Annotated in this window: 27 protein-coding genes; 14 read left to right on the top strand and 13 right to left on the bottom strand. The window is 58.5% G+C overall.

The features are described from left to right. Positions 1 to 83: 83 nt before the first annotated feature. A complete protein-coding gene (locus G6L01_RS02455) occupies positions 84 to 698 on the top strand; it encodes a GNAT family N-acetyltransferase (RefSeq protein ID WP_070167667.1) in 615 nt (204 codons plus the stop codon). After that, the gene (locus tag G6L01_RS02450; protein WP_234891933.1) at positions 695 to 3,652 is read left to right on the top strand and encodes a sensor domain-containing phosphodiesterase; all 2,958 of its coding nucleotides are present in this window, start codon (positions 695 to 697) and stop codon (positions 3,650 to 3,652) included. Before G6L01_RS02455 ends, G6L01_RS02450 begins: the two co-directional genes overlap by 4 nt. Before the next feature lie 45 nt (positions 3,653 to 3,697). Here the strand turns inward: G6L01_RS02450 and G6L01_RS02445 are convergent, their stop codons facing one another. Next, complete coding sequence (locus G6L01_RS02445; RefSeq protein WP_070167882.1) at positions 3,698 to 4,381, bottom strand: ArsR/SmtB family transcription factor; 684 nt, start codon at positions 4,379 to 4,381, stop codon at positions 3,698 to 3,700. Positions 4,382 to 4,530: 149 nt separating this feature from the next. On the opposite strand from G6L01_RS02445, the gene G6L01_RS02440 reads away from it, so the two are divergent. Then, positions 4,531 to 5,463 (top strand): DMT family transporter, encoded by a 933-nt coding sequence (locus G6L01_RS02440; protein ID WP_070167666.1) that lies wholly within the window; start codon positions 4,531 to 4,533, stop codon positions 5,461 to 5,463. On the opposite strand, the gene G6L01_RS02435 is transcribed toward G6L01_RS02440, so the two are convergent. Then, positions 5,464 to 6,069 carry a YqgE/AlgH family protein gene (locus tag G6L01_RS02435; protein ID WP_070167665.1) on the bottom strand — a complete coding sequence of 202 codons (606 nt, stop codon included), beginning with the start codon at positions 6,067 to 6,069 and terminating at the stop codon, positions 5,464 to 5,466. Between the two features lie 239 nt (positions 6,070 to 6,308). Between G6L01_RS02435 and G6L01_RS02430 the strand changes: the two genes are divergently transcribed. The 6 genes from G6L01_RS02430 (at position 6,309) to G6L01_RS02405 (ending at position 10,631) form a co-directional block, all read left to right on the top strand. Beyond that, positions 6,309 to 7,190, top strand: a complete 882-nt coding sequence (locus G6L01_RS02430) for a protein-disulfide reductase DsbD domain-containing protein (protein ID WP_081344266.1) — start codon at positions 6,309 to 6,311, stop codon at positions 7,188 to 7,190. Positions 7,191 to 7,261: 71 nt separating this feature from the next. After that, positions 7,262 to 7,747: a peroxiredoxin gene (locus tag G6L01_RS02425; RefSeq protein ID WP_070151946.1), complete on the top strand. Its 486-nt coding sequence runs from the start codon at positions 7,262 to 7,264 to the stop codon at positions 7,745 to 7,747. Positions 7,748 to 7,963: 216 nt separating this feature from the next. Beyond that, complete coding sequence (locus G6L01_RS02420) at positions 7,964 to 8,089, top strand: hypothetical protein (protein WP_267889551.1); 126 nt, start codon at positions 7,964 to 7,966, stop codon at positions 8,087 to 8,089. After that, entirely contained in the window at positions 8,086 to 8,850 is a 765-nt protein-coding gene (locus G6L01_RS02415) for a metal ABC transporter ATP-binding protein (protein ID WP_070167664.1), read from the top strand. The genes G6L01_RS02420 and G6L01_RS02415 overlap by 4 nt, the downstream gene beginning before the upstream one ends. Further along, positions 8,847 to 9,719: a metal ABC transporter permease gene (locus G6L01_RS02410; protein ID WP_070151942.1), complete on the top strand. Its 873-nt coding sequence runs from the start codon at positions 8,847 to 8,849 to the stop codon at positions 9,717 to 9,719. The genes G6L01_RS02415 and G6L01_RS02410 overlap by 4 nt, the downstream gene beginning before the upstream one ends. Positions 9,720 to 9,734: 15 nt before the next feature. Beyond that, complete coding sequence (locus G6L01_RS02405; protein ID WP_202032378.1) at positions 9,735 to 10,631, top strand: metal ABC transporter substrate-binding protein; 897 nt, start codon at positions 9,735 to 9,737, stop codon at positions 10,629 to 10,631. A gap of 68 nt (positions 10,632 to 10,699) precedes the next feature. Here the strand turns inward: G6L01_RS02405 and G6L01_RS02400 are convergent, their stop codons facing one another. From G6L01_RS02400 to G6L01_RS02390, 3 genes are read right to left on the bottom strand one after another with little or no spacing between them, the layout of a single operon-like run. Further along, positions 10,700 to 11,008: a Dabb family protein gene (locus G6L01_RS02400; RefSeq protein WP_070151938.1), complete on the bottom strand. Its 309-nt coding sequence runs from the start codon at positions 11,006 to 11,008 to the stop codon at positions 10,700 to 10,702. A 26-nt stretch (positions 11,009 to 11,034) separates the two neighbouring features. Beyond that, positions 11,035 to 11,499: a ribonuclease HI gene (gene rnhA, locus G6L01_RS02395; RefSeq protein WP_070151936.1), complete on the bottom strand. Its 465-nt coding sequence runs from the start codon at positions 11,497 to 11,499 to the stop codon at positions 11,035 to 11,037. Continuing rightward, complete coding sequence (locus tag G6L01_RS02390) at positions 11,496 to 12,461, bottom strand: homoserine kinase (RefSeq protein ID WP_070167663.1); 966 nt, start codon at positions 12,459 to 12,461, stop codon at positions 11,496 to 11,498. Before G6L01_RS02390 ends, rnhA begins: the two co-directional genes overlap by 4 nt. Before the next feature lie 311 nt (positions 12,462 to 12,772). Between G6L01_RS02390 and G6L01_RS02385 the strand changes: the two genes are divergently transcribed. The 5 genes from G6L01_RS02385 (at position 12,773) to blaOXA (ending at position 17,957) form a co-directional block, all read left to right on the top strand. Beyond that, a complete protein-coding gene (locus tag G6L01_RS02385; protein ID WP_081344265.1) occupies positions 12,773 to 13,243 on the top strand; it encodes a gamma-glutamylcyclotransferase family protein in 471 nt (156 codons plus the stop codon). Positions 13,244 to 13,348: 105 nt separating this feature from the next. Continuing rightward, positions 13,349 to 14,551 carry a pyridoxal phosphate-dependent aminotransferase gene (locus G6L01_RS02380; protein WP_070167661.1) on the top strand — a complete coding sequence of 401 codons (1,203 nt, stop codon included), beginning with the start codon at positions 13,349 to 13,351 and terminating at the stop codon, positions 14,549 to 14,551. A gap of 66 nt (positions 14,552 to 14,617) precedes the next feature. Continuing rightward, positions 14,618 to 15,220 carry a LysE family translocator gene (locus G6L01_RS02375; protein WP_070167660.1) on the top strand — a complete coding sequence of 201 codons (603 nt, stop codon included), beginning with the start codon at positions 14,618 to 14,620 and terminating at the stop codon, positions 15,218 to 15,220. Positions 15,221 to 15,250: 30 nt separating this feature from the next. Beyond that, the gene (locus tag G6L01_RS02370) at positions 15,251 to 17,014 is read left to right on the top strand and encodes an NAD(P)/FAD-dependent oxidoreductase (RefSeq protein ID WP_070167659.1); all 1,764 of its coding nucleotides are present in this window, start codon (positions 15,251 to 15,253) and stop codon (positions 17,012 to 17,014) included. Between the two features lie 136 nt (positions 17,015 to 17,150). Beyond that, on the top strand, positions 17,151 to 17,957 hold the full coding sequence (blaOXA, locus tag G6L01_RS02365; RefSeq protein WP_070167880.1) for a class D beta-lactamase: 807 nt from the start codon (positions 17,151 to 17,153) through the stop codon (positions 17,955 to 17,957). Positions 17,958 to 17,975: 18 nt separating this feature from the next. Here blaOXA and ispH read toward each other — a convergent pair whose 3' ends face one another. From ispH to cyoE, 8 genes are all read right to left on the bottom strand, one after another. Further along, positions 17,976 to 18,998 carry a 4-hydroxy-3-methylbut-2-enyl diphosphate reductase gene (ispH, locus tag G6L01_RS02360; RefSeq protein ID WP_070167879.1) on the bottom strand — a complete coding sequence of 341 codons (1,023 nt, stop codon included), beginning with the start codon at positions 18,996 to 18,998 and terminating at the stop codon, positions 17,976 to 17,978. Positions 18,999 to 19,012: 14 nt separating this feature from the next. Beyond that, positions 19,013 to 19,384, bottom strand: a complete 372-nt coding sequence (locus G6L01_RS02355; RefSeq protein ID WP_070167658.1) for a DUF1304 domain-containing protein — start codon at positions 19,382 to 19,384, stop codon at positions 19,013 to 19,015. Positions 19,385 to 19,546: 162 nt separating this feature from the next. Next, positions 19,547 to 20,272, bottom strand: a complete 726-nt coding sequence (locus G6L01_RS02350) for an SURF1 family protein (protein WP_081344264.1) — start codon at positions 20,270 to 20,272, stop codon at positions 19,547 to 19,549. A gap of 1 nt (position 20,273) precedes the next feature. Then, a complete protein-coding gene (locus G6L01_RS02345) occupies positions 20,274 to 20,654 on the bottom strand; it encodes a DUF983 domain-containing protein (RefSeq protein WP_015915167.1) in 381 nt (126 codons plus the stop codon). Between the two features lie 291 nt (positions 20,655 to 20,945). Then, positions 20,946 to 21,821 carry a cytochrome c oxidase subunit 3 gene (locus G6L01_RS02340; protein ID WP_070167657.1) on the bottom strand — a complete coding sequence of 292 codons (876 nt, stop codon included), beginning with the start codon at positions 21,819 to 21,821 and terminating at the stop codon, positions 20,946 to 20,948. Between the two features lie 139 nt (positions 21,822 to 21,960). Further along, positions 21,961 to 22,578: a cytochrome c oxidase assembly protein gene (locus G6L01_RS02335; RefSeq protein ID WP_070167656.1), complete on the bottom strand. Its 618-nt coding sequence runs from the start codon at positions 22,576 to 22,578 to the stop codon at positions 21,961 to 21,963. 143 nt (positions 22,579 to 22,721) lie between these two features. Continuing rightward, complete coding sequence (locus G6L01_RS02330) at positions 22,722 to 22,859, bottom strand: hypothetical protein (protein WP_060719083.1); 138 nt, start codon at positions 22,857 to 22,859, stop codon at positions 22,722 to 22,724. Next, entirely contained in the window at positions 22,859 to 23,815 is a 957-nt protein-coding gene (cyoE, locus tag G6L01_RS02325; RefSeq protein ID WP_070167655.1) for a heme o synthase, read from the bottom strand. Before cyoE ends, G6L01_RS02330 begins: the two co-directional genes overlap by 1 nt. Positions 23,816 to 23,817: the final 2 nt, after the last annotated feature.

The following is a 23,817-nucleotide window of genomic DNA, read 5'->3' as shown; positions in this document are numbered from 1 at the left end:
AGCCACATCTTTCAGCAGGTTACCGCAATTCCTCCAGCATGCGAAGGAATGGAAGCAGGGACTGTTCGGGTGGGGGATGACAAATGACGCGGTCTGTGTTCGGGTTTCTGTCCCGCCAGCCGGAACGGCCGGAGCTGCGTGACGGGGCACGTCTGCTGCGGCTGCCGCGCAATGGCGATTATAATCAATGGTACAGGCTACGGTCTGAAAGCCGGGCTTTTCTCCAGCCCTGGGAACCGCTGTGGCGTCCCGACGAGCTGACCGAAAGCGCCTTTCGATCGCGTGTCATGCGCAATGCCCAGGAATATGCCTGTGGATTGGCCGTGCCATTTTTTCTGTTTCGCGAAAGCGACGCTGTGCTGATGGGCGGGCTGACCATCGGCCTGATCCGGCGCGGCGTCTCCCAGGCTTGTATGATCGGATATTGGATGGGCGAACGTTTCGCCGGCCAAGGCCATATGTTTGCCGCACTTCAATTGGCAAAACCATATATCTTCAAGGAACTTGAGTTGCATCGTATCGAAGCCGCCTGTATTCCTGACAATGACAAAAGCATCCGGCTGCTGGAGCGGGCCGGTTTTGAACGGGAAGGTCTGTTGCGCGGATATTTGAACATCAACGGACAGTGGAGAGATCACGCGATCTACTCGCTTCTGGCGGAACCTGGTGCCGTTTCCGGCAAAAAACTCTATTCATGAATATATTCAGATACTCATCCGAGGCCAGTTCCCAGCGGTTTTTTGAGCAGAAACAGGCCTTATCCAATCCAGGCCTGTTGCGGCTTGCCGCTGGCCTCCTGCTGGTGCTCCTGGCACTGGCCGGGTTTGGAGCGGGCATCAGCCATGCCGCCGAACCGGTGAAGATTTCACGTGACGATACAGCGCTTGACCTCACCGCCACGACGGAAATCCATCTCAATCAGGGTGAGGCATTTCAGGTCTCTACTGCCGCCGGGTCCGATGGCATTCGCCGCCGCATCGAAGTGCGCGCCTCGTCAGCGCAGCACCAGGGCGATTGGGCGGTGTTTGCGCTCGCCAATGTATCCGACGAGCAGTTGGAGCGGGTGATCGTCGCGCCGCATTATCGTCTCGTCAATTCCAAGGTGTTCTGGCCGGATCTCGGCTCGCAGCGGATCATTTCCATCACCCCCAGCGAAGGATTTTCGCTGGACCGGGTGCCGAGCGACGATGCCGATGTGTTTCGCATCACCCTCAATCCGGGGGCTGTGGTGACATTCGTGGCCGAACTGGCAACGCCGAACCTGCCGCAGATCTATCTGTGGGAGCCGGATGCCTATAAGGATACGATCAACTCGTTCACACTTTATCGCGGCATCGTGCTGGGCATTTCCGGCCTGCTGGCGGTGTTCCTGACCATTCTGTTCGTGGTGCGCGGCACATCCATGCTGCCCGCCGCCGCCTCGCTGGCCTGGGCGGTGCTCGCCTATATCTGCGTCGATTTCGGCTTTCTTGGCAAGCTGATCAGCATCACCACCCATAGCGAGCAGATCTGGCGAGCGGGGGCCGAAGTGGGCCTGGCCTCCGGCTTCGTGATCTTTCTCTTTACCTATCTCAACCTCAATCGCTGGCATGTGAACCTTGGCTACGCGACCTTTGCCTGGATCTTGGGCCTGGTGCTGCTGTTTGGCGTGGCCATCTACGATCCGTCGATTGCCGCTGGCATTGCCCGACTGTCCTTTGCGCTGACGGCCACGGCGGGAATCGCGCTGATCGTCTATCTCGGTTTCAACCGCTATGACCGCGCCATCCTGCTGGTGCCGACCTGGACGCTGATTATCGTCTGGCTGATTGCCGGTTGGATGACGGTGACGGGTCGGCTCTCCAATGACATCATCCAGCCCGCTCATGGCGGCGCGCTGGTGCTGATCGTGCTGCTGATCGGCTTTACCGTCATGCAGCATGCCTTTGCTGGCGGTGGCTATAACCAGGGCCTGTTTTCCGATCTGGAACGGCAATCCCTGGCGCTGACCGGGGCTGGCGACATCGTCTGGGACTGGGATGTGGCCCGCGACCGGGTGGTGACCATTCCCGATATTTCCACCCGGCTTGGCCTGAGCCACGGCGCGCTGCACGGGGCTGCCCGCAACTGGATTCCCAGCCTGCACCCCGATGACCGCGACCGTTTTCGCGCCACGCTGGACGTGCTTCTGGAGCACAAGCGTGGGCGGCTGAACCACGAATTCCGCATCCGCGCCGATGACGGGCATTTCCACTGGCTGCATATCCGCGCCCGGCCGGTATTGGGAGCCAATGGCGAAATCATCCGCTGCATCGGTACGATTGCCGATGTCACCGAGCAGAAAAACACCGTCGACCGGCTGTTGCAGGATGCGATCAACGACAATCTCACCGGCTTGCCGAACCGGGAAGTGTTTCTGGACCGTTTGCAGACGCTTTTGACCGTGACCGCCACCGCCGATACGGTGCGCCCGACTGTGATGATCGTCGATATCGACAATTTCGGTCGGGTCAACGACATGCTCGGGATTTCCGCCGGAGACAATATTCTGATCGCGCTGACCCGGCGGCTGCGCCGCCTGTTGAAGCCACAGGATACGCTGGCCCGGCTTTCGGGTGACCAGTTCGGTCTGATCCTGATTTCCGAGCGCGATCCGGCCAAGGTCGCCGATTTTGCCGATGCGATGAGCAAGGCGATCATGGTGCCGATCAATTTCGCCAATCGCGAGATCAACCTGACCGCCTCCATCGGCCTGGTCTCCTGGGTGGACCAGCAGGAAAGCGCTGCCGGGCTGCTGTCGGATGCCGAGCTTGCCATGTACCGCGCCAAGCGCGGCGGCGGCAACAAGGTGGAACCGTTCCGCCCGGCATTCCGGGGCAGCGTCTCGGAAAAACTGCAGCTGGAAACCGAACTTGCCCGCGCTGTCGAGCGTGGCGAGTTGACCATGGTCTATCAGCCGATCGTCCGGCTGGATGACGAGGAGCTGGCCGGTTTCGAAGCGCTGATGCGCTGGGAACATCCCAAGCGCGGCACGATCTCCCCTTCTGAATTCATACCCCTGGCGGAAAGCTGCGACCTGATCATGCCGCTCGGCATGTTCGCGCTGGAGCGGGCGGCAACGGATCTGGTGGAATGGGAAAAGCAGACAGGCGAAATGCCGATTTTCGTCTCCGTCAACCTGTCCAGCGCCCAGCTGATCAACAACACGCTCTATACCGATATCCGCAGCCTGCTCAGCCGAGTCAATTGCAATCCGGCCCGGCTGAAGCTGGAGCTGACCGAATCCGTCGTAGTCGAAAATCCCGAACAGGCACGGCTGGTGCTGGAAAAGCTGAAGGATATCGGGCTCAGTCTCGCCTTGGATGATTTCGGCACCGGCTATTCCTCACTGTCCTATCTGACGCGCTTTCCCTTCGATACGCTGAAACTCGACCGGGAACTGGTGACCGATACCAGCGAGCGGCGCAATATCCTGCTGCGCTCGGTGATCGGAATGGCCAAGGACATGGGCATGGATGTCGTAGCGGAAGGCATTGCCAGCGAGGATGACGGCGACGAACTGGCCCAAATGGGCTGCCATTACGGCCAGAGCTTCCTCTACGGCGCCCCGGTTGGCCCGGAAGCGGTCATGCGTCTTTTGAAAGACCAGCAACAGCGGGCAAAGCGGGCTTGATCATACCGGAGGGTGCGGCTGTTCAGGCCTGACGGCGTGATCTCTTCACGCCATCCAGTCTTCCGTAACCCCGAATTGCGCCCGAAAGCCCTGCTGTCCGGCCTGGGTGATCCGCAGCGCCCTGCCCTGCGGCTGGCGCGCCACCCAGCCCAGGTCCAGCATTCTGTCCAGCAAGGCCGCGCCCAGCCGTCCGGCCAGATGCGGGCGACGCTCGCTCCAGTCGAGGCAGGTGCGGCAGAACGGCCGTCCGCGTGGTGTGGCCGGGGAAAGATCGATGCCGAAATCGCAGAAAAACTGCTGGCCAGGTGGCGTCAGCGTCACAGCCTCCTCCCCTAGCTCGATATAGGCCTTGGTCTGCAAGCCATCGGCAAGCGCCACGCCGAGACGACCGGCGATGTGATCGTAACAGCTGCGCGCCGAGCGTAGCGCCAAGTCCTTCGGGCCAACCGGATGCAGGCGTCGGGGCCCGTCAGCGGCAAGCGACATCAGCGTTTCCATCGCCGCGGCAACAGCGCGCCCGGCCAGACGGTAATATCGGTGACGGCCCTGTTTTTCGACCGATAGCAGACGGCCCTCCACCATCCTGGCCAGATGGCCGCTGGCGGTCTGGGCGCTGACACCGCCATGCAGCGCCAACTCGCCTGCGGTCAACGCCTGCCCGCCCATCAGGGCGATCAGCATATTGGCGCGGGCCGGGTCCCCCATCAGGGCGGCAATTTCAGCCAGCATGTTTCCAGATGCGATGTTCGACATGACCTCAATATAGGCCGCTGAACAGCAATTGTCATCATGCAACACTTCGGCTATGGCCGAAGCATTATCATCAGCGACTGGGCTACCAAGGCACATCAAACCATCCCGATAGAAAGTGATAGTCCATGGAAAAACCGGTCCTTTTAAAAGAACTTGCCCTGCTTTTGGCTTTGGCAACCGTTTGGGGCGCTGCCTACAGTTTCATCCGCATCGGGGTGGAGACCATCCCACCGATCACGCTGATTGCCACCCGCACCCTGCTGGCTGGCAGCTTGTTGCTTGCCATTCTGCGGATGCGCGGCATGACACTGCCCCGCGACAGCGCAACCTGGCGGCGGTTCTTCATCCAGTCCTGCCTCAACAGCGCCTTGCCCTTCACCCTGATTGCCTGGGCGGAACTGCATGTCGAGGCCGGGCTTGCCGTGATCCTCAATGCCTTGACGCCGATCTTCACCTTCCTGATCACCGTCGCCTTCACCCGGCATGAACATGTCGGCCTGCCCAAACTGCTTGGCGTTTTGTTGGGAATTTCTGGCACCTGCCTGATCGTCGGCTTCAACGCTTTTCATTCCGCCGGAACCGATCTCGTTGCGCAATGCGCCGTCATCCTGGCATCGGCCTGCTATGCGATGGCCGCGATTTTCGGGAGGAATTTTAAGGGACTTGACCCGATGATGCCCGCTGCCGGCTCGCTTTTGTGCGGAGCGGCTATGCTTATTCCGCTCAGCCTGATCGTGGACAAGCCCTGGACGCTGGCCGTCTCCACCTCTTCGCTAGCGGCCCTGCTGGCGCTCTCGGTGTTTTCCACCGCGCTGGCATTTGTCATCTATTTCCGGCTTGTCCATACGCTCGGCTCGGTCGCCACCACATCCCAGGCCTATCTGCGGGTGCCGATCGGGGTCGGCATTGGCGCGATTTTTCTGGGGGAGCGCTATAGCCCGACCGTGCTCGCCGGTCTCGTCCTGGTCGTGGCCGGTGTCATCGTCATGACCCTGCCCGCTTCGCTCAGTCTGCCCCGCATCTTTCGCCCGCTGCGACGCAAGCCTCAACAGCCCTGATCAGGCGTGGCCAGCCTCTGCCGACAGGGTGGCGGGGCTGATGCCGATCAGGGCCAGCGCCCGGTCATATTTATTGTCAAGGACCGGATCGAAGATCAGGTCTTCTGAGGCCGGGCAATTCAGCCAGCCATTATTGGCGATCTCCGCCTCCAACTGGCCCGGCCCCCAACCGGCATAGCCAAGCAGCATGGTGGCGCGCGCCGGGCCGCGTCCATCGGAAATGGCGCGGACGATGTCGAGCGTCGCGGTCAGGGAAATATCGTCGCTGACCGGAATGCTGCTGTCGCTGAGGTAATCGTCGGAATGCAGCACAAAGCCACGGCCGGTTTCCACCGGACCGCCGCATTGAATGGGGAAGTTGCGGGCATGGTCCGGCAGCATGATCGCATCGTTCTGATCGATCAGGTCGAGATGCAGCAGGATATCGGCGAATTTGACCGGCTGGGTGCGGTTGATGATGAAGCCCATGGCGCCAGCCGTCGTATGGGCGCAGACATAGACGACACTGCGGGTAAAATTGCCGTCAGCCATGCCGGGCATGGCGATCAGGAAATGGCCGTCGAGAAAGCCTCTTTCGCGGTCAGACTTCAAGGTCAAAAAAGCCATGCTGCCTCCGGTCTGTTCGGGGTGCCGATCTAAAGCATTTCCAGCCAACGTATAGCGAGGTTGGTGTCCGGAAATGCGTCAAACAAAGTTTCAGTCTTTCGGTGAAATGCTGAAATGTTCTATGTGGCGCAAGTCATGTTTCCCAAGATGAGCCATGAAGGGCGATCAATCAACCGAAAATGATAAAACCGTAAAAAGCGTGATTGGCAGCAGCCATGGGGCCAGTCTAAATAGCCACCATGATCCATGCAATTTTTTCAATGCGCCAGGTGTTCACCCTCTCTCCAGCTCTGCTGCTCTCTGCTCTTTTGGCATTGATGCCGTTGGGCGACGCGAACGCCGCCACCTCCGCCTGGGCGACCAGCGACGGCGGCCGGATGCGGCTGATCGTCCTGCCGCCGGCTCCGGATGGAACCCGGCAGGCGGGCCTGCAGATTGAGCCGAACGACGGCTGGTTTACCTATTGGCGCGAGCCCGGCGACAGCGGTATTCCACCACAATTGACCGCCCCGCCGGAGGCGAAGGTCACACCCTCGCCGCTGAGCTTCCCGGTGCCCAAGCGCATGGATATCGGCAGCGTACGCGATGTCGGCTATGACCATGCCGTGGTATTTCCCTTCACCCTGAAAAGCAGCGGGGAGGATTGGCAAAGCCCGCTCAAGCTGACGGCCTTCATCGGCATGTGCCGCAATATCTGCATTCCGTTTCAAGCCGATCTCAGCATCGATCTCAGCCACGAGGAAACCACCGATGTCGGCGAGGTTAAGCTGATTGACAAGGCCAAATCCAAACTGCCTGCGGCGGCTGCGGAGGATTTTTACGTCTCCGACTTCGAAATGGCCCCCGATCTTTCCAGCCTCGACGTGTCGCTGGTCCTGCCCGATGGCTCCAAGGACGAGCCGCGTATTCTGGTGACCGGACCGGAAGGCTATCTGTTTACCGAATACAAGGCGGTGCAAGGCAAAGGCAATAGCCGCACGCTGCGCATCGCTCTGCCCAAACTTCCGCGCAATTATTCGGTGAGCGGCAAGACCTGGCACATTCTGGTGGCAGCCGGCAACAAGCGCGCCATGGAAGCCCCGCTTGCCTTCGGAACCGGCCGCCCTATAGTGCAGCCCTGACAGTCAATGGCCGCTGGCGGGCTGCGCTTTTGGAACAGACTGAGACATCAAGCACAATGAGGAGAGATTTCATGACGATTGCAATTGGCGATACGGTTCCGGCGGCGACTTTCAAGGAAAAGACCGCTGACGGCCCGGTGGAAATCAGCACCGAGGACCTGTTCAAGGGTAAGAAGGTCGTGCTGTTTGCCGTGCCCGGCGCCTTTACCCCGACCTGCACCCTGAACCACCTGCCCGGCTATCTGGAGCAACGCGAAGCGCTGCTGGCCAAGGGCGTCGATGAAATCGCCGTTCTCTCTGTCAATGACTGGCATGTCATGGGCGCCTGGGCGCAGCACAGCGGCGGCATGGGCAAGATCCATTTCCTCGCCGATTGGGATGCGAGCTTCTCCAAGGCGCTCGGGCTCGACATGGACCTGTCGGCAGGCGGGCTCGGCGTTCGGTCCAAGCGCTATTCCATGCTGGTGGAAAATGGCATGGTGAAAAGCCTCGATATCGAGGAAAATCCCGGCCAAGCCACGGTTTCCTCCGCTGAAGCCATGCTGGAACGGCTGTAAGCTTTCTTTTTACCGGTTTTCTGGAAAGCTCTCTTTTAGCGTTCCACCAAGACAAAGACCCCGGAGGCCCATGCTTCCGGGTTTTTTTATGAATGCCGATAGTTCAGGATAAGGCTTCCACATCCGGGAAGAAAGGCTTGCCATCGATTTGCCATTATTGTTATATCGTTACACGTAACGTTATTACATATATAATCCACTATCGGAGTGCGGGCCTTGCAGGACGAAGATCCTATCTTTCCCAGTTTACTGGCACGGTCCGCCGTCATGCGGCTGGGTTTTGCTTTGGCGTTGATTGGCCTGACCTGGCTTGCCATCCAATGGGCGGTGGCCCTGCCATGAGCGATCCCATGATCCGGCTCACCAATCTGACCGTCGCCTACGACCGGCATCCGGCTGTGCATCACGTCAACGGCGTGATCGAGGCTGGCAGCCTGACGGCAATTGCCGGACCGAACGGGGCCGGAAAATCCACCCTGCTGAAGGCAATCATCGGCGAATTGCGCCCCGCCGAAGGCACGGTGGAGCATAGCCTGAAGCGGACCGATTTCGGCTATCTGCCGCAGGCCGCCGATATCAATCGCCGGTTTCCGATCAGCGTTTTCGACACCGTTCTGCTTGGTGCCTGGCGCAATAGCGGCGCCTTTGGCCGCATCGCCCGATCCGACATGGACAAAGCTGGCCAAGCCCTGGCAATGGTCGGGCTAGAAGGGTTTGAGAAGCGCCATATCGGCGCGCTGTCCGCCGGTCAGTTCCAACGGGTGCTGTTTGCCCGGCTGCTGTTGCAAGATGCCAAGGTGATCCTGCTGGACGAGCCTTTCACCGCCATTGATGCGCGCACCACCCGCGACCTGATCGACATTATCCGCGGCTGGCATGGCGATGGCCGCACGGTGATTGCGGTCCTGCACGATTTCGATCAGGTGCGCAGCCATTTCCCCGAGACTTTGCTGCTGGCCCGCGAGCTGGTCAGCTGGGGTCCGACCCAGGACGCCCTGTCGTCAGCCAATCTGCTCAAGGCCCGCGCCATGGCTGAGCGCTGGGACGAGGATGCCGAAGTCTGCCGCCCGGCGGATATGAAAAGCACAAGGCCCGCAGCATGACCGCCTACGATCTGCTGATCGCGCCGTTTGCCGATTACGGCTTCATGCGCCGGGCGTTGGTGGCCTCCCTTTGCCTCGGCCTCGGCTCCGGCCCGATCGGCGTGTTTCTGATGCTGCGGCGCATGAGCCTGGTCGGCGATGCCATGAGCCATGCGGTGCTGCCGGGAGCCGCCATCGGCTACCTGATCGCCGGGTCTCTGTCGCTGACCGCCATGGGGCTGGGCGGGCTGGTGGCTGGTCTTTCCGTGGCGCTGCTGTCGGGCTTTGTTACCCGTTCAACCGTGTTGCAGGAGGATGCCAGCTTTGCCAGTTTCTACCTGACATCCCTGGCGCTTGGCGTGCTGATCGTGTCGCTGCGCGGTTCCAATATCGACCTCCTGCATGTGCTGTTCGGGACTATTCTGGCCATCGACAATGATGCGCTGGTGCAGATCGGCGCCATTGCCTCCTTCTCGCTGCTGGCACTGGCCGTCATCTACCGGCCATTGGTGACCGAATGCCTCGACCCCGGCTTCCTGCGGGCCGTCGGCGGTCGCGGGCCTGTCTATCACTTCCTGTTCCTGTTTCTCGTCGTGCTCAATCTGGTCGCCAGTTTCCAGGCGCTTGGCACGCTGATGGCCGTGGGGCTGATGATGCTGCCCGCCGCCATTGCCCAACTCTGGTGCCGCAGCCTGCCCGGCATGATGGTGGTGGCGGCGGCAAGCGGCATTGTCGCCAGCTATCTCGGCCTGATCGCCTCCTACCATCTGGAACTGGCCTCCGGGCCGACGATCATCCTGGTCGCGGCGCTGTTTTACGGCCTGTCGATTCTTTTTGCTCCCTCCGGTGTTTTCCGGCGGTTTCTTCCCAGTCCACACCTGAAAGCCTGATCACAGGAGATCACCATGAACCGTAAACTGTTATTGTCCGCAGCCCTGCCACTGTTGATGGCCCTGTCTACCGCACCGGCTTTTGCCAAAACAGTGAAGGTCGTCGCGTCCTTCACCGTGCTGGCCGATGTGGTGAAACAGGTCGGCGGCGATCATGTCGCCGTCTCCAGCCTGGTCGGCCCCGATGGCGACCCCCATGAATTCGAGCCGTCGCCCGCCAATGCCAAGGCGCTGAAGGCCGCCGATGTGACATTCGTGTCCGGTGAAGGCCTGGAAGGCTGGATGGACCGGCTGATCACCGCCTCCGGCTACAAGGGCAAGCCGGTCGTCGCCTCCGAGGGCATCAACACCCGCACCATGGAAGAAGACGGCAAGACCGTGACCGATCCGCATGTGTGGAACAGCCCTGTTAATGTGAAGGTCTGGGTCGCCAATATCGAAAAGGCGCTGACCGCTGCCGATCCGGCCGATGCCGAAGCCTTCAAGGCCAATGCCAGCGCCTATACGAAAAAGCTGGATGACATGAACGCCTACGCCCATGCCAAGTTCGACAGCATCCCGGAATCCGAGCGCAAGATCCTGACCAGCCACGACGCCTTCGGGTATCTCGGCCGCGAATACAAGATCAGCTTCCTGTCGCCGCTCGGCCTTTCCACCGAAAGCGAAGCCTCTGCCGCCGATGTTGCCAAGCTGATCGAGCAGATCAAGACCGAGCATGTGAAGAGCTATTTCTTCGAAAACTCCAACGATCCGCGTCTCGTCAAGCAGATCGCCAAGGCAACTGGCGCCACATCCGGCGGCGAGCTTTATGTGGAAGCCCTGTCCAAGCCCAAGGGCCCGGCTTCAACCTATGAGAAAATGTTCCGCTACAATGTCGACAAGCTGGCCGATGCCATGCGCAAATCAAGCTGACGTCACCCTACAGTCAGCCTGATAGGGCCGTCCCGATAACCCTACATCTACCGGGACGGCCGCTGTTTTTATGCCTCGAGATCAAAGACCATGATGCCGGACAATCCGCCATCCGTCGCGGCGACGATACGGTCGCCAACCGCGATATGATCGGGATGTTTCAGGTAATAATCGCGCACCGTGGCGTCTTCGAAACGGACGATGAACCCATCGACAAAGCCGCCATTCAAACCTTCCGGCGACACATTCTGACCGGCACGGACCTCCAGCATACCCGGCACAACCTCCTTCAATGCAGTGATGGCATCATAGATCGACTGTTTCTCAGCGTCAGAGACCGCCGACTTGAACCGCAGAAAAACGCAGTGATAGATCATCGGTAACTCCTTGTGGGATTGTGCGATTATAAGCCTGGCTTCAAGCCTGCACCGCCCTTTTTGAAGGGTTCCATGCCCTTGCGGGCCAGTTCGTCGGCCCGCTCGTTTTCGGGATGACCGGCATGGCCCTTGACCCAGTGCCAGGTCACCTTGTGACGCTGGTTGGCGGCATCGAGCTGTTGCCAGAGCTCGCCATTTTTCACCGGCTTCTTGTCGGCGGTTTTCCAGCCGTTTTTCTTCCAGCCGAAAATCCACTTGGAAATGCCGTCCATCACATATTTGCTGTCGGTATGCAGATCAACTTCGCATGGGGTCTTCAGCGTGTTCAGCGCGGTGATCGCCGCCAGCAATTCCATGCGGTTGTTGGTGGTATCCGCCTCGCCGCCGCACAGGTCTTTTTCCACCTCGCCATAGCGCAGCACCGCGCCCCAGCCGCCGGGTCCAGGATTGCCGGAACAGGCGCCGTCGGTGAAGATTTCAACATGTTTCATTGCGGCCACCCGTATTCGGCAGCGGTCTCGACCGCCTGGTGGAAGCGCAGCTTGCGCAGATATTCGAGCGGTTCCTTCTTCACCACCATGGCGCCTTCCGGCGTGGTCAGCCAATCGTAAAGCCGGGTCAGCAGAAAGCGCAGCGCCGAACCACGGCACAGAACCGGCATAGCCGCCACCTCTGCCGGTGAGAGGGGGCGAACCGACAGATAACCGTCGATCATCGCCTTGCCCTTGGTGATATTATAGCTGCCGTCCTTTTCGAAGCACCAGGCATTCAGGCAGATCGACAGGTCATAGGCGAGAGAGTCATTGCAGGCGAAATAGAAGTCGATCAACCCCGACAATTGGTCGCCAAGGAAAAACACATTGTCAGGAAACAGATCGGCATGGATAACGCCTGTGGGAAGATCCTTCGGCCATTGCCCGGCCAGATGCGCCAGCTCAGCATCGATTTCCGCCTGGAGGCCGGGAGAGACCTCATCGGCGCGGGTACGCGCCTTCGGCCACAGCGCCTGCCAGCCCGCAAGATCCAGGGCATTATCGCGTGTCAGGGAAAATCCCTGTGCCGCAAGATGCATGGTCGCCAAGGCCTCGCCCACGGCCCGGCAATGCTGGGTTTCCGGCTTGCGAAGCCACATGCCTTCCAGAAAGGAAATCAGCGCCGCCGGACGCCCGGACAATTCGCCCAGCAAAGCGCCATCCTTGCGCGGCAGTGGCAGCGGGCAGTTAAGGCCCTTGGCCGACAGATGATGCATCAAGCCCAGGAAAAACGGCAGGTCGTTTTTCTCGACGCGCTTTTCATAGAGCGTAAGGATCAACGCACCTTTCGACGTGTGCAGCAGGAAATTGGAATTTTCCACGCCCTCGGCAATGCCCTTGAAGGACAGAAGTTCGCCAGTGTCATATTGCGCCAGGAAGTCTTTGAGATCGACCTCGTTGATATCGGTATAAACTGCCACAGATCGGGTCCGCATTCCGGTTGATTGGCGCACAGGGATACAATGACACGAACGCGAGAGCCAGCCCCGGCATGGACGGAGGCACAGGAAATGGCAGACAATAAAAGGTGAAAAATATTTCTACATAACTCATAAATTGCATTGACAGTTTTCAAGTGAACTCATACTTAATCCACAACGTATTTTTTGCTTTAGTTTTGAAGCATTAAAAACAACTAGAATTTTGTAATACTGAATAAATGTAATATTCAGCACCGAAAACTGAAAAAATACTCGATCCTAGGCGCCCTCGATACAAGAGATATATTTCGATGAAATATTACTTCGCCTATGGGTCCAATCTCGATGTGGATCGTCTTGAGAAAGAGCGCCTGAATAAAGACGGCGTCCATTCCATCTCGCGTGGACTGGGACGACTGGATGGGTATGAATTGGTGTTCAACAAGCCATCAGCCTATTTTCCGGGAGCGGGTGCCGCCAATATCCAGCCCAATGCTGCTGCCCATATCTTCGGCACCCTGAACCTGATGCCGCAGGCTGGTTTTGACATTCTCGATATCTATGAAAATGTTGAAACCCAACAATATGAACAGCTTGAAGTCGATGTCGTAGACATGGGCACAAATACGACGGTCAAGGCCATCACCTATATTTCCCTAAAGCATAATGTGGACGGTCTCAAACCGAGAACCGGCTATATGAACCACATCCTGGCGGGCGCCGATGTTCTGCCAGTTGCCTATGTCGACTATTTGAAATCCCTGCCTGTCATGCCCGACTGAGGACACGGCGTTCTGGCCGTGTTTCTCCACCTCGCATTTTAAATCTACCCCGTTTCGCAAACCGCTGCGCACTCTGATGCAACACGCGCTAGGAAGACCTGTATCATGACGATTGTTGCCCGTTCCGTGTCTGAAATCCGTCCGTCGGAGACCATCACCATCAGCCAGAAAGCGCGATCGCTGAAGCTGGCCGGTGTCGATGTGATTTCCATGTCGACCGGCGAGCCGGACTTCGACACGCCTGATCATATCAAGGCGGCAGCCATTGCCGCTATCCAGCGCGGTGAGACCAAATATACCAATGTGGCTGGAATTCCTGAATTGCGCGAGGCCATCGTGCGCAAGTTTCAGCGCGAAAACCAGCTCTCCTACCGCGTTGATGAAACCATCGTCGGCACGGGCGCCAAGCATGTGATCTACAATGCGCTGCGGGCCAGCCTCAATCCCGGTGACGAAGTGATCATTCCCGCCCCCTACTGGGTCTCTTACCCGGAAATGGTGTCGCTATGCGGCGGCGTGCCGGTGCGGGTTGCCACCACGCAGAAGGCGGCCTTCAAGCTGCGGCCCGAGGATCTGGAACAGGCGATCACGCCGCGCACCCGCTGGGTCTTGCTGAACTCACCGTCCAATCCATCGGGCGCCGCCTATACCCATGACGAGTTGAAAGCGCTGACCGATGTGCTGATGCGCCATCCGCATGTCTGGCTTTTGACCGACGACATGTACGAGCATCTGGTCTACGGCGATTTTCAATATGTCACCGGCGCGCAGATCGAGCCCGGCCTGAAGGACCGCACCCTGACCGTCAACGGCGTTTCCAAGGCCTATGCCATGACCGGCTGGCGGCTGGGCTATGCCGCAGGTCCGAAAGTGCTGATCGATGCCATGGTGCTGCTGCAAGGCCAGCAAACATCCGGCACCTGCTCGATTGCCCAATGGGCAGCCGTCGCCGCCATGGATGGACCGCAGGACCACCTGGTGCAGTTTCGCACTGCCTTCGACAATCGCCGACACCTGATCACCTCCATGCTCAATCAGGCCAATGGCTTGACCTGCCTGCTGCCGGAAGGCGCCTTCTATGTGTTTCCCTCCTGCGAAAGCACTTTCGGCAAGACGACGGAAGGCGGTCGGCTGATCGAGACGGATGAAGATTTCGTCACGGCACTGCTGGAGGAAAAAGGTGTGGCTGCCGTTCACGGTTCCGCATTCGGACAGGCCGGAAACTTCCGCCTGTCCTATGCCACAGACGAAGCCGCAATTACCGCCGCCTGCCACCGAATTCAGGAATTCTGCGGCAACCTTCGGTAATTCGACACCCATTTTTATCGAACACTATAAACGCGGCTTCGTCGAAGCTCCGCGATTGGAAAAATCATGACTATTCTCGGAATTTCGTACCTGGCTTTAGCCCTTTATTACTGGACAATGTCCGTCACACCCGGCCCCAACAACGTCATGCTGACAATGTCGGGCGTCAACTTCGGCTTCACGCGCACCGGCCCGCATATTCTGGGTATTGCCATGGGTTGCGCGGTGCAGACGTTTTTGCTGTGCGTCGGCTTTGGTATTCTGTTTGACTATTTTCCCGCGCTGCAAACCCTGCTGAAATGGGCGGGCGCCGCCTATCTGATCTATCTTTCCCTGAAGCTGATCGGTGCCAGGGTTGCCAATGCCAAATCCGCACCGCAGCCCCTGACCTTTATTGAGGCGGCGTCGTTTCAGTTCATCAACCCGAAGGCATGGGTCAAGGCGACAACAACCGCATCGATCTTCATGCCAACAGGAACCTCCATCCTTGCTTCCGGCGTGGCGATTTTTACCGTCTGCACAGCTGTGAATATCGTCTCTTCATCGCTCTGGGCCAGTTTCGGGGTCGGCATCCGCTCGCTTCTGGCCAACCCGACCTATCTGCGCGTGTTCAATTACACCATGGCCGCGCTGCTGATCGGCACCGCGATCTATGTCGTCATGACCTGATCAATTTCTCACCAACACTCCGAGGCCAGCATGAATGTTCTTCTTCTTTCGCGCGTGGACAATGAGATCCTCGAGGATCTGGCCACGGACACCCTGCTTTTCCGTCATGACCTGGTCCGCAAGGGGCCTCGGCATCTGTCGCGTTTCCTGCGGCAAAATCCTGTCTCGGTGATTGTCACCGCCGACAGGGTGGACGCCGATGTGCTGGCCGAATGGTCGCGCGCCGCCAACCGACCCGTCTATGTCGCGGTTTACGGCGAAGCCGGAGCCGACAAGGCCTGGCAGCGGCAATTGGCAAACAGCCAGATCACTGTTCTCGGCCCAGCGACCAGCGTGGTCGCTGCCTTCCGGGATGCCGAACAATGTATCTGCAACGATCAGTTCGGCGGTGGCGTCCATACGGATCTGCGCGAAGAGGTGACGTTCATCGGTGCCGGTATCGTCAATCTGATCACCGCCCATTACGCCATCGAGGCGGGCTATAGTGTCCGGATCATCGATGCCCGGCCCGATCCGCGCCGCAAGACCGATTGGCGATCGCTGGGATGCAGTGCAGGCGGTGGCGACGCGCGCATGTTTACCCTGTCGGAAATGGACAATTACAATTGCCGAAACATCCATGGTGACATGAACTGGCAATTTTCACGGCCCGTGACCGAGCGCGGTTGGAACGTTGCGCCATCCAGCAGCCTCAAGGAGGCCGAGCGCGACTGGATCGCCTCTTTCGAGAGCGTTCCGGGCTGGCTGGCCGAAAACTATAACGACTCGATCTTCCGCTTCAATCGCGAGAGCCATCCCCTCTGGGACGACTGGATCGCCAGGGAGCCGGAGCTGTTTGCCGCATCCGGTTTGCAACGCGACATCCTGCGGGTCTATTCCGATGCTAGCCATTTTCAACGCTCCAAAAGCCGCCAGGACCGCATCGGCGCGACCTTGAGAAATGCCTCTCTCGACGAGATTGCCGCCGAGCAGCCCATCCTGCGCCAGGCCATTGAGGCTGGCGAAATTTCGGGTGGTGTTTATGTTCAGGGCTTCACGCTCAATCTGCATCGCTTCATGGCCAATTTGCTGGATCGGTATGAGGCTCGCGGTGTGGTATTTGACTGGAACACCGAAATGATCAGCATGCCGACCCGCTTTGATGGTCAGGTGGATCATGTCGTGCTGTCCACCGGCGAGCGCGTGACCGGCAATCTGGTGATCTCACCGGGGGTCTATGCAGGCGCGGCCATCGCAAAGACCGCCTCGCACCGCCAGATTTGTGGCGTGCTGGGTGCATGGCTCTCGCTGCCCGACCCGCAAGGGCTGTTGCGCAATTCCTTGAAACTGGCGCGCAAGGACCATGTCACGGAAGATGCCAATGTTACTATCGGCTGGGGCGAACAAGGTGAACGTGCCGCCATCATCGGCTCAGGCTATGGCTTTACCGGCTTTAACCCCAATAATATCGACGAAAGCCTTCTCAATACTATCTATGACGGCCTGATCGACACTGCTGCCACCTGTTTTCCTGAGCAATATCAGAGCCTGGTCGAAGCAGGCAGCCTGCGCGAGACGTTGAAATACTGCGTGCGTCCCTGGACCCCATCCGGTCTCGGCCTGTTCGAAACCTATAAATCCAAGGCATGCTGCGTGATTCTGGTCGGTGGACATAATACGGGCGGCTTTGCACAAGCCCCGGCCATCGCCTCGGCTATTCTGGCCGCCATGCGCAACAGCCATCACCAGATGCATATCGATTATCACACCGAACGGCTGTCCCTGATGACCCAAACAGACACCTGGATGACCTGACCGTCGGTTCGACGCACTCAAACTGGGCAATCGACGTCAATCCTTGCCGACCATAATGCTGCCGAAGTTTTCGATTGCCATGGCAATCCCGCGACAATCGTGGGTTTCTGTCGCAATCGAGGCAAAGGAACAGGCTGTGAAATTAGGGAAAATCGCTCTGACACTGGTCGCAGCCAGTGTTTTCACGTCCACGGCGCATGCCGGAACGGTTTGCACGGTCATTGCCGATAGCAACACCGGAAAGACCCTGGTCCAGAACGGCAATTGTGCGGAGCGGGTCACGCCGGCTTCCACCTTCAAGGTCGCCCTCAGCGTCATGGGATACGATGCAGGTTACCTGAAAGACGAGCATAATCCGACCCTGCCGTTCAAACAGGGTTATGTGGATTGGGGCGGCGACAATTGGAAACAGCCGACCGGTCCGGTGCGCTGGATGAAATACTCCGTCGTCTGGTATTCCCAGCAGATCACCAAGACACTTGGACAAGACAAGCTTCATGATTATGCGACGAAATTTGCCTATGGCAATGCCGATTTTTCCGGCGATCCCGGCAAGAACAATGGCCTGGAGCGGGCATGGATCGCCTCCTCCTTGAAGATTTCACCGCTGGAACAGGTCGCGTTCCTGCAAAAGCTGGTGCAGCATCAACTGCCCGTTCGCCCCGAGGCCATGGACAAGACAATGGCCATCGTTGAGCAACGCGAGATCGCCGATGGCTGGACCGTCCACGGTAAAACCGGTGCGGCCTTCCCTCGTCTGTCGGACACCGCGTTTGATTATCGCCGAGGATGGGGTTGGTATGTCGGCTGGGCCAGCAAAGGCAAACAGACCTATGTATTTGCCCGTCTCATTCAGGATGAGAAAAAAGACCAGATCACCCCTGGGGTTCGGGCCCGAGACGCTTTGCTGGAAGAACTGCCGGGTCTGCTCGCCAGCAAGTAATGTCCTGACCCGGCGGGGTCAACCGTTCACGAAGGCCATGTCATCTGCGGTTAGCTCAATGCTGCGCAATTCGCGATTAACCAGGAAGTTTTCGTTCTCAATTGAAAATTCAGCCAGCTCGATTGTCGCGTCGAAGCGGGCCTTGAAGGCCTCGATGATTTCGTTGACCACCACTTCCGGCGCCGATGCGCCTGCCGACAGGCCAAGGCTGCGGATCTCGCCGATGGCGTCCCAGTCCAACTCGCTGGCGCGTTGCACGAGGATGGAGCGCTTGGCGCCAGCCTTCAGCGCCACTTCCACCAGCCGCTTGGAATTGGACGAGTTGGGAGCGCCGACGGTGACGAAAAGATCGCAGCCGGGCGCAGCCTGCTTCACCGCTTCCTGCCTGTTGGTGGTGGCATAGCAGATACTGTCGGCAGCAGGCGCTTTCAGCTCCGGGAAGCGTTCCTGCAATTTGTCAATCACGCCTGCCGTATCATCCACCGACAGCGTGGTCTGGGTGACGAAGCCGAGATTGAGCGGATCGATTGGCTGATAGACGGCGGCATCCTCAACGGTTTCCACCAGGGACACGGTGCCTTCGGGCAATTGCCCCATGGTGCCGATCACTTCCGGGTGGCCTGCATGACCAATCAGGATGACATGGCGACCGAGCCGCTGGTGGCGCATGGCCTGTTTATGGACTTTCGAGACCAGCGGACAGGTGGCATCGAGATAGAAGAGATTGCGCTTCTGCGCATCTTCCGGCACGGATTTCGGCACGCCATGAGCGGAAAATACCACGGGCTGATGGCGATGCTCCGCCGGGATTTCATCCAGTTCCTCGACAAACACCGCCCCCTTGGCCTCCAGCCCCTCAACCACATAGCGATTGTGGACGATTTCATGACGGACATAGACCGGCGCGCCATAGCCCTTCAGCGCCAGGACGACGATCTGGATCGCCCGGTCGACGCCAGCGCAAAAACCGCGCGGACCGCACAGCCGGATCGTCAATGGCGACCGGGTTACCGAGCCGGTTTCCAGAAGCGTTTTGTCCATCGCAGTCGTCATTGTTATCCAGCCAGTAAAACCAAAAACAGGGCAATCGCTGCCGGCGCGGCCTGGACGAAGAAGATCCGCCGCGACACGGTCCTCCCCCCATATAGGCCAGCAACCACCACAGCGCCAAGAAAAAATACCTTGAGCTGGAGCCCCATGGCCGGCAGCGGATGCAAAAGCGCCCAGAACAGGCCCGCAGCCAGAAATCCATTGTAAAGGCCTTGATTGGCGGCCATCACCCGTGTGGTTTCGGCGCCCTGCAGGCTTTTACGGAAAATTTTCCGGGCGCGCGGTGTCATCCAGAGAAACATTTCCAGCACCATGATGTAGATATGTTCCAGCATCACAAGAACGACCAAAACTGTCGCAATTAAGAATATCGTCATATCTCTCACCCCCGTTCGAGACTGTTGAAAGCAGTAAAATTCCGGCAATCCATATTGAAGCAAACAAAGTAAAAATGCAGATGGATTGCCCATCTATGCTTGAACCAATTCAGTTCAAGCATTTTGACAATATCCACATTATTGTTGATTCTGGAAATGACTTCAGGTTTTCTTTCTGAAAACCGAAATAACCGCGATCACCGCCAGAGCAAGCGCCAGACCGTACCAGGTCAAGGCATATTGCAAGTGGCTATTGGGCAGGTCGATCATCGTGACACCGCCGATCGGCAGGCCGCCGGGCACCGGCGATGGCCCTGCATCCAGAAAGAACGGCAGAACCTTGGCCGCATCGATCCCGGTGCTGGCAGCCATGGCATCAAGATCTTTCCAATAAAACACATTCTTGGCGATATCGTTGTCCGGCACCAACCGGGAGGGCTTTTCCGTCAGTTTCGCCCGCGCCAGACCAGTCACGCGCTGGAGGCCCAGCAATTGCCCACCCATGCGGGTCGAAGGCTCCTTCTTCTGCTCCGGCACAAAACCGCGATTGACGAAGAGAATATGTCCATCGGCAAGCTGAAGCGGCGTGTAGATGTAAAAACCGGCATCGCCGTCATAGGTCGCCAGGAAACGGCGTTCCTTGTCATTGAGATAGGTGCCGGAGGCTGTCATGGCCCGGTAATCGACATCCCCGCCACTGCGTGCCAGCGCATCGATGTCCTCGACGCTGGCAGGGGGCTGGTGGCGGCGCGATTCGATATCGGCGATCAGGCCTTCCTTCCAGGCCATGCGATGCATTTGCCATGTGCCAAGCGAGACCAGCAGCGCCAGGGCGATCAGCACCAGAAAGCCGCTTGCGGCAAGCCTTACACGCGTCATCGCGGCCATCCTACTCCCGGTCGATCTGCCCCGGATGGGCATTGTGCTTGTATTGCAGGGCAATCAGCAGCGCCTTGATGGTGCGCAACAGCCAGAGCGACAATCCGATCGCCAAAGGTCCAAAGATCAGAAAATGCACCCACAATCCCGGCGAATACGTGACCTCCGTATAAAGCGCCAGGCCAACCACCAGAAAATCGGCGATCAGAATAACGAAAATCGACGCCCCATCGCCGGGATCGATGCTGCTGTAATCGAAGCCGCATGCGCTACAGGCGGGTTTCAGCTTGGTCAATCCCTGAAAAAGCTTACCACGTCCGCAACGCGGGCAGGAAACCGAAAGGGCGGCCTGGACCGGTTCGACCGGCGGGAAATCGCTATTGCTGGCCATGGCGTCGAGATCCTCTTTTCACTCCTGAGTTTGTGAGGTTCAGATTAAACCACACAAACTCTCGCGTTTCGTGTTTCGTCTGTCTTTTCGGGAACACCCGATTCCGCGTTCGGCACAGTCCTAAGCCCTGTTGCAAACAAGAAGGCGGCGCTCTTGACGCCGCCCTTGTTAATTCCAGCCAGTTGGCCGCTAACGTATTTCTGTGTTGCATGGAAACGCAGAAACACTCTAACTCCTTGTTTTAACGCATTTCCGGACGCAAAACCGCACCGCACTTTTGCTGGAAATGCTTTAATGGGCCAGCGGCGCGCCCCAGCCGCCCCAGATATAGATCGAGAAGAACAGGAACAGCCAGACCACGTCAACGAAGTGCCAATACCAGGCCGCTGCTTCAAAGCCGAAATGCTGCTTCGAGGTGAAATCGCCCTTCAGCGCCCGAAACAGGCAGACCAGCAGGAAGATCGTGCCAACAAGGACGTGGAAACCGTGGAAGCCGGTGGCCATGAAGAAGGTCGCGCCGTAAATCGAGCTTTTGAACGCGAAAGGCGCATGCATATATTCATAGACCTGCACAAATGAGAACAGCGCGCCGAGCACCACGGTCAGCGTCAGGCCGCTGATCATGCCCTTGCGGTCATTGTGCAGCAAAGCATGGTGCGCCCAGGTAACACAGGTGCCTGACAGCAGCAGGATCACAGTGTTATAGAGCGGCAAGTGCCAGGGATCGAGCACTTCGACGCCCTTTGGCGGCCATTGCCCGCCGGTAAACTCGACCCGCGATGCCTGGATGGCTTCATGGGGAAACAGGCTGGCATCGAAAAACGCCCAGAACCACGCAACGAAGAACATCACTTCAGACGCGATGAACATGATCATGCCATAGCGCAGATGCAGCGACACGACCCGCGTATGGTTGCCCTCATGGGCTTCCTTGATCGTATCGGCCCACCAGCCGAACATGGTGAACAGGATGATGGCGAGGCCAATGTAGAACAGCCAGGGATGCGCCAGTTCCATGCCGAACAGCTTGAACGAGCCGCCATGCAGGTAGCGCATATAGCCGACACCGCCAAAGGTCAGGATGAAGGCCCCGAGCGAGGCCAGGATCGGCCATGGGCTCGGATCGATGATGTGATAGTCATGATGTTTCTGATGGGCGTCGGCCATGTCAGCAATCCCCGCTTGAAAACTCTCCTCAAGTGACCCGCCGCCTCTCGCCGCCGATCACTTCATCCCTTAATTCCGGCAGTTTATTCCGGCCCTGGCTCCAATCTGCGTCCACCGCTTTGATACGGCAGAAAGCTTACTAAAGCTTAGGTTGAACGGTGGCCTTGTCCTGCGCAATCCCCGCCACCGGTTTTTCGCCGCCATGCGGATAGAATGTATAGGACAAGGTTACCGTTCCGATATTCTTGGTTTCCGGCTGCGCCATGATGTCGGGGTCGATATAGAAGACCACCGGCATGTCCAGCGTCTGGCCGGGCTGTAGCACCGTCTCGGTAAAGCAGAAGCACTCGATCTTGTTGAAATAGACCGCCGCTTCCATTGGAGTCACATTGAACACCGCCTGCCCCTTGGTCGGATAGGGCGAGCGATTGGTGACAGAATAATTGGCCTGAATGGTCTCGCCGATCCTTGGGGCAACAGAGGCCTGCATCGGCTTGAAATCCCAGTTCAGACCGGGCGAGACATTGGCATCGAAAGTGACAGTCATCTTGCGGTCGAGAATGACCGATGACGGCTGCTCGGCCCGCTGAGTGGTGCCGTTATAGCCGGTCAGCTGGCAATACATCCGGTAAAAAGGGGCAGCGGCAAAGCTCATGGCGGTGACGCCGCCGACAAACGCCAGGCAAGCGAAAAACACGGTCAGGTCCTTGCCCTTGCCGCGCCGTTCTTCTGCTTGCGTGCCTCCCGGTTCTGCCATGGCTCGTTCCTCCCGTGCCGCTGCTTGAATGGTATGCGTATGTCAACGTCTGCGTTTCAAAACCCGGCTATCCGCTTCTCTCACGGTGAGCATTTCCGGTCTGCGCATCGTCGAATGACGAGCGATCCGCAATCAGACCATGCTTATTGTCCCATGCCGCTGATCTTCACCAACGTCACGAGGTAAAACAACACGACAAGTCCGGCCAAGACCAGGCCCAGCGCTATATTGCGACCGCGTCTCGATTTTCTCTGGGCTTCCGTCAGCTTGACCGTTTCCATCACAGCGCTCCCGATGCATGAGCGATAAGGCTCGCCGCATAATGGTCGACCAGCAGGGCTGAAAACACCGCAAACAGGTAGAAAATCGAATAGGCGAACATCTTGCGGGCCGGCGCCATGCGCTCATCGCCCTCCGGCATCCGCCAGACAACAACGGAACAGGCAACGAAGACGGCACTCAGCACGCCAGCCACCAGCCCGTACCAGAGCGAAGCAAGCCCGGTGAAAGCCGGTGCCACGGCAAAGATACCGGTCAGCACCGCATAGACGAACATCTGCCGCTTGGTCGAAGCCTCACCCGCCACATTCGGCATCATCGGCACGCCAACCGAACCGTAATCGCGCATCTTGTAGAGTGCCAAGGCCCAGAAATGCGCTGGCGTCCACAGGAAGATCACCATGAACAGAATGACGCTGTCCAGCGACACGCCACCTGTCACGCAGGCCCAGCCGATCATCGGCGGAAAGGCACCCGATGCGCCGCCAATGACGATATTCTGCGGCGTCGAGCGCTTCAGCCACATCGTATAGACGACGGCATAGAACAGAATGGTGAAGGCCAGAAAGGCGGCGGCGAACCAGTTGACCGCGAGGCCAAGAATCGAGACCGAAAAGACCGACAGCGTGATGCCGAAGGCCAGCGCCTCCTGCGGACGGATGCGGCCTGCCGGAATGGGACGGCGCGCCGTACGGGTCATCACCGCATCGATATCGGCATCATACCACATGTTGAGCGCGCCGGAGGCACCAGCCCCAACCGCAATGCACAGGATGGCAATGACGCCCAGAATCGGGTTGATCGTACCCGGTGCCAGCACCAGGCCAGCAAAGGCAGTAAAAACCACAAGCGACATCACCCGCGGCTTCAAAAGCGCGAAGAAATCCTTCGCGCCCGCTTCGGACAGACAGATCTCACTGTCCAGACCGATGATGTTGCTGTTGTCTATGGCTGCCATAA

This window comes from Agrobacterium vitis, assembly GCF_013337045.2.
Taxonomy (GTDB): domain Bacteria; phylum Pseudomonadota; class Alphaproteobacteria; order Rhizobiales; family Rhizobiaceae; genus Allorhizobium; species Allorhizobium vitis_B.
The sequence above is the reverse complement of the archived record's forward strand: the minus strand, read 5'-3'. Positions and strand labels throughout refer to the sequence as shown.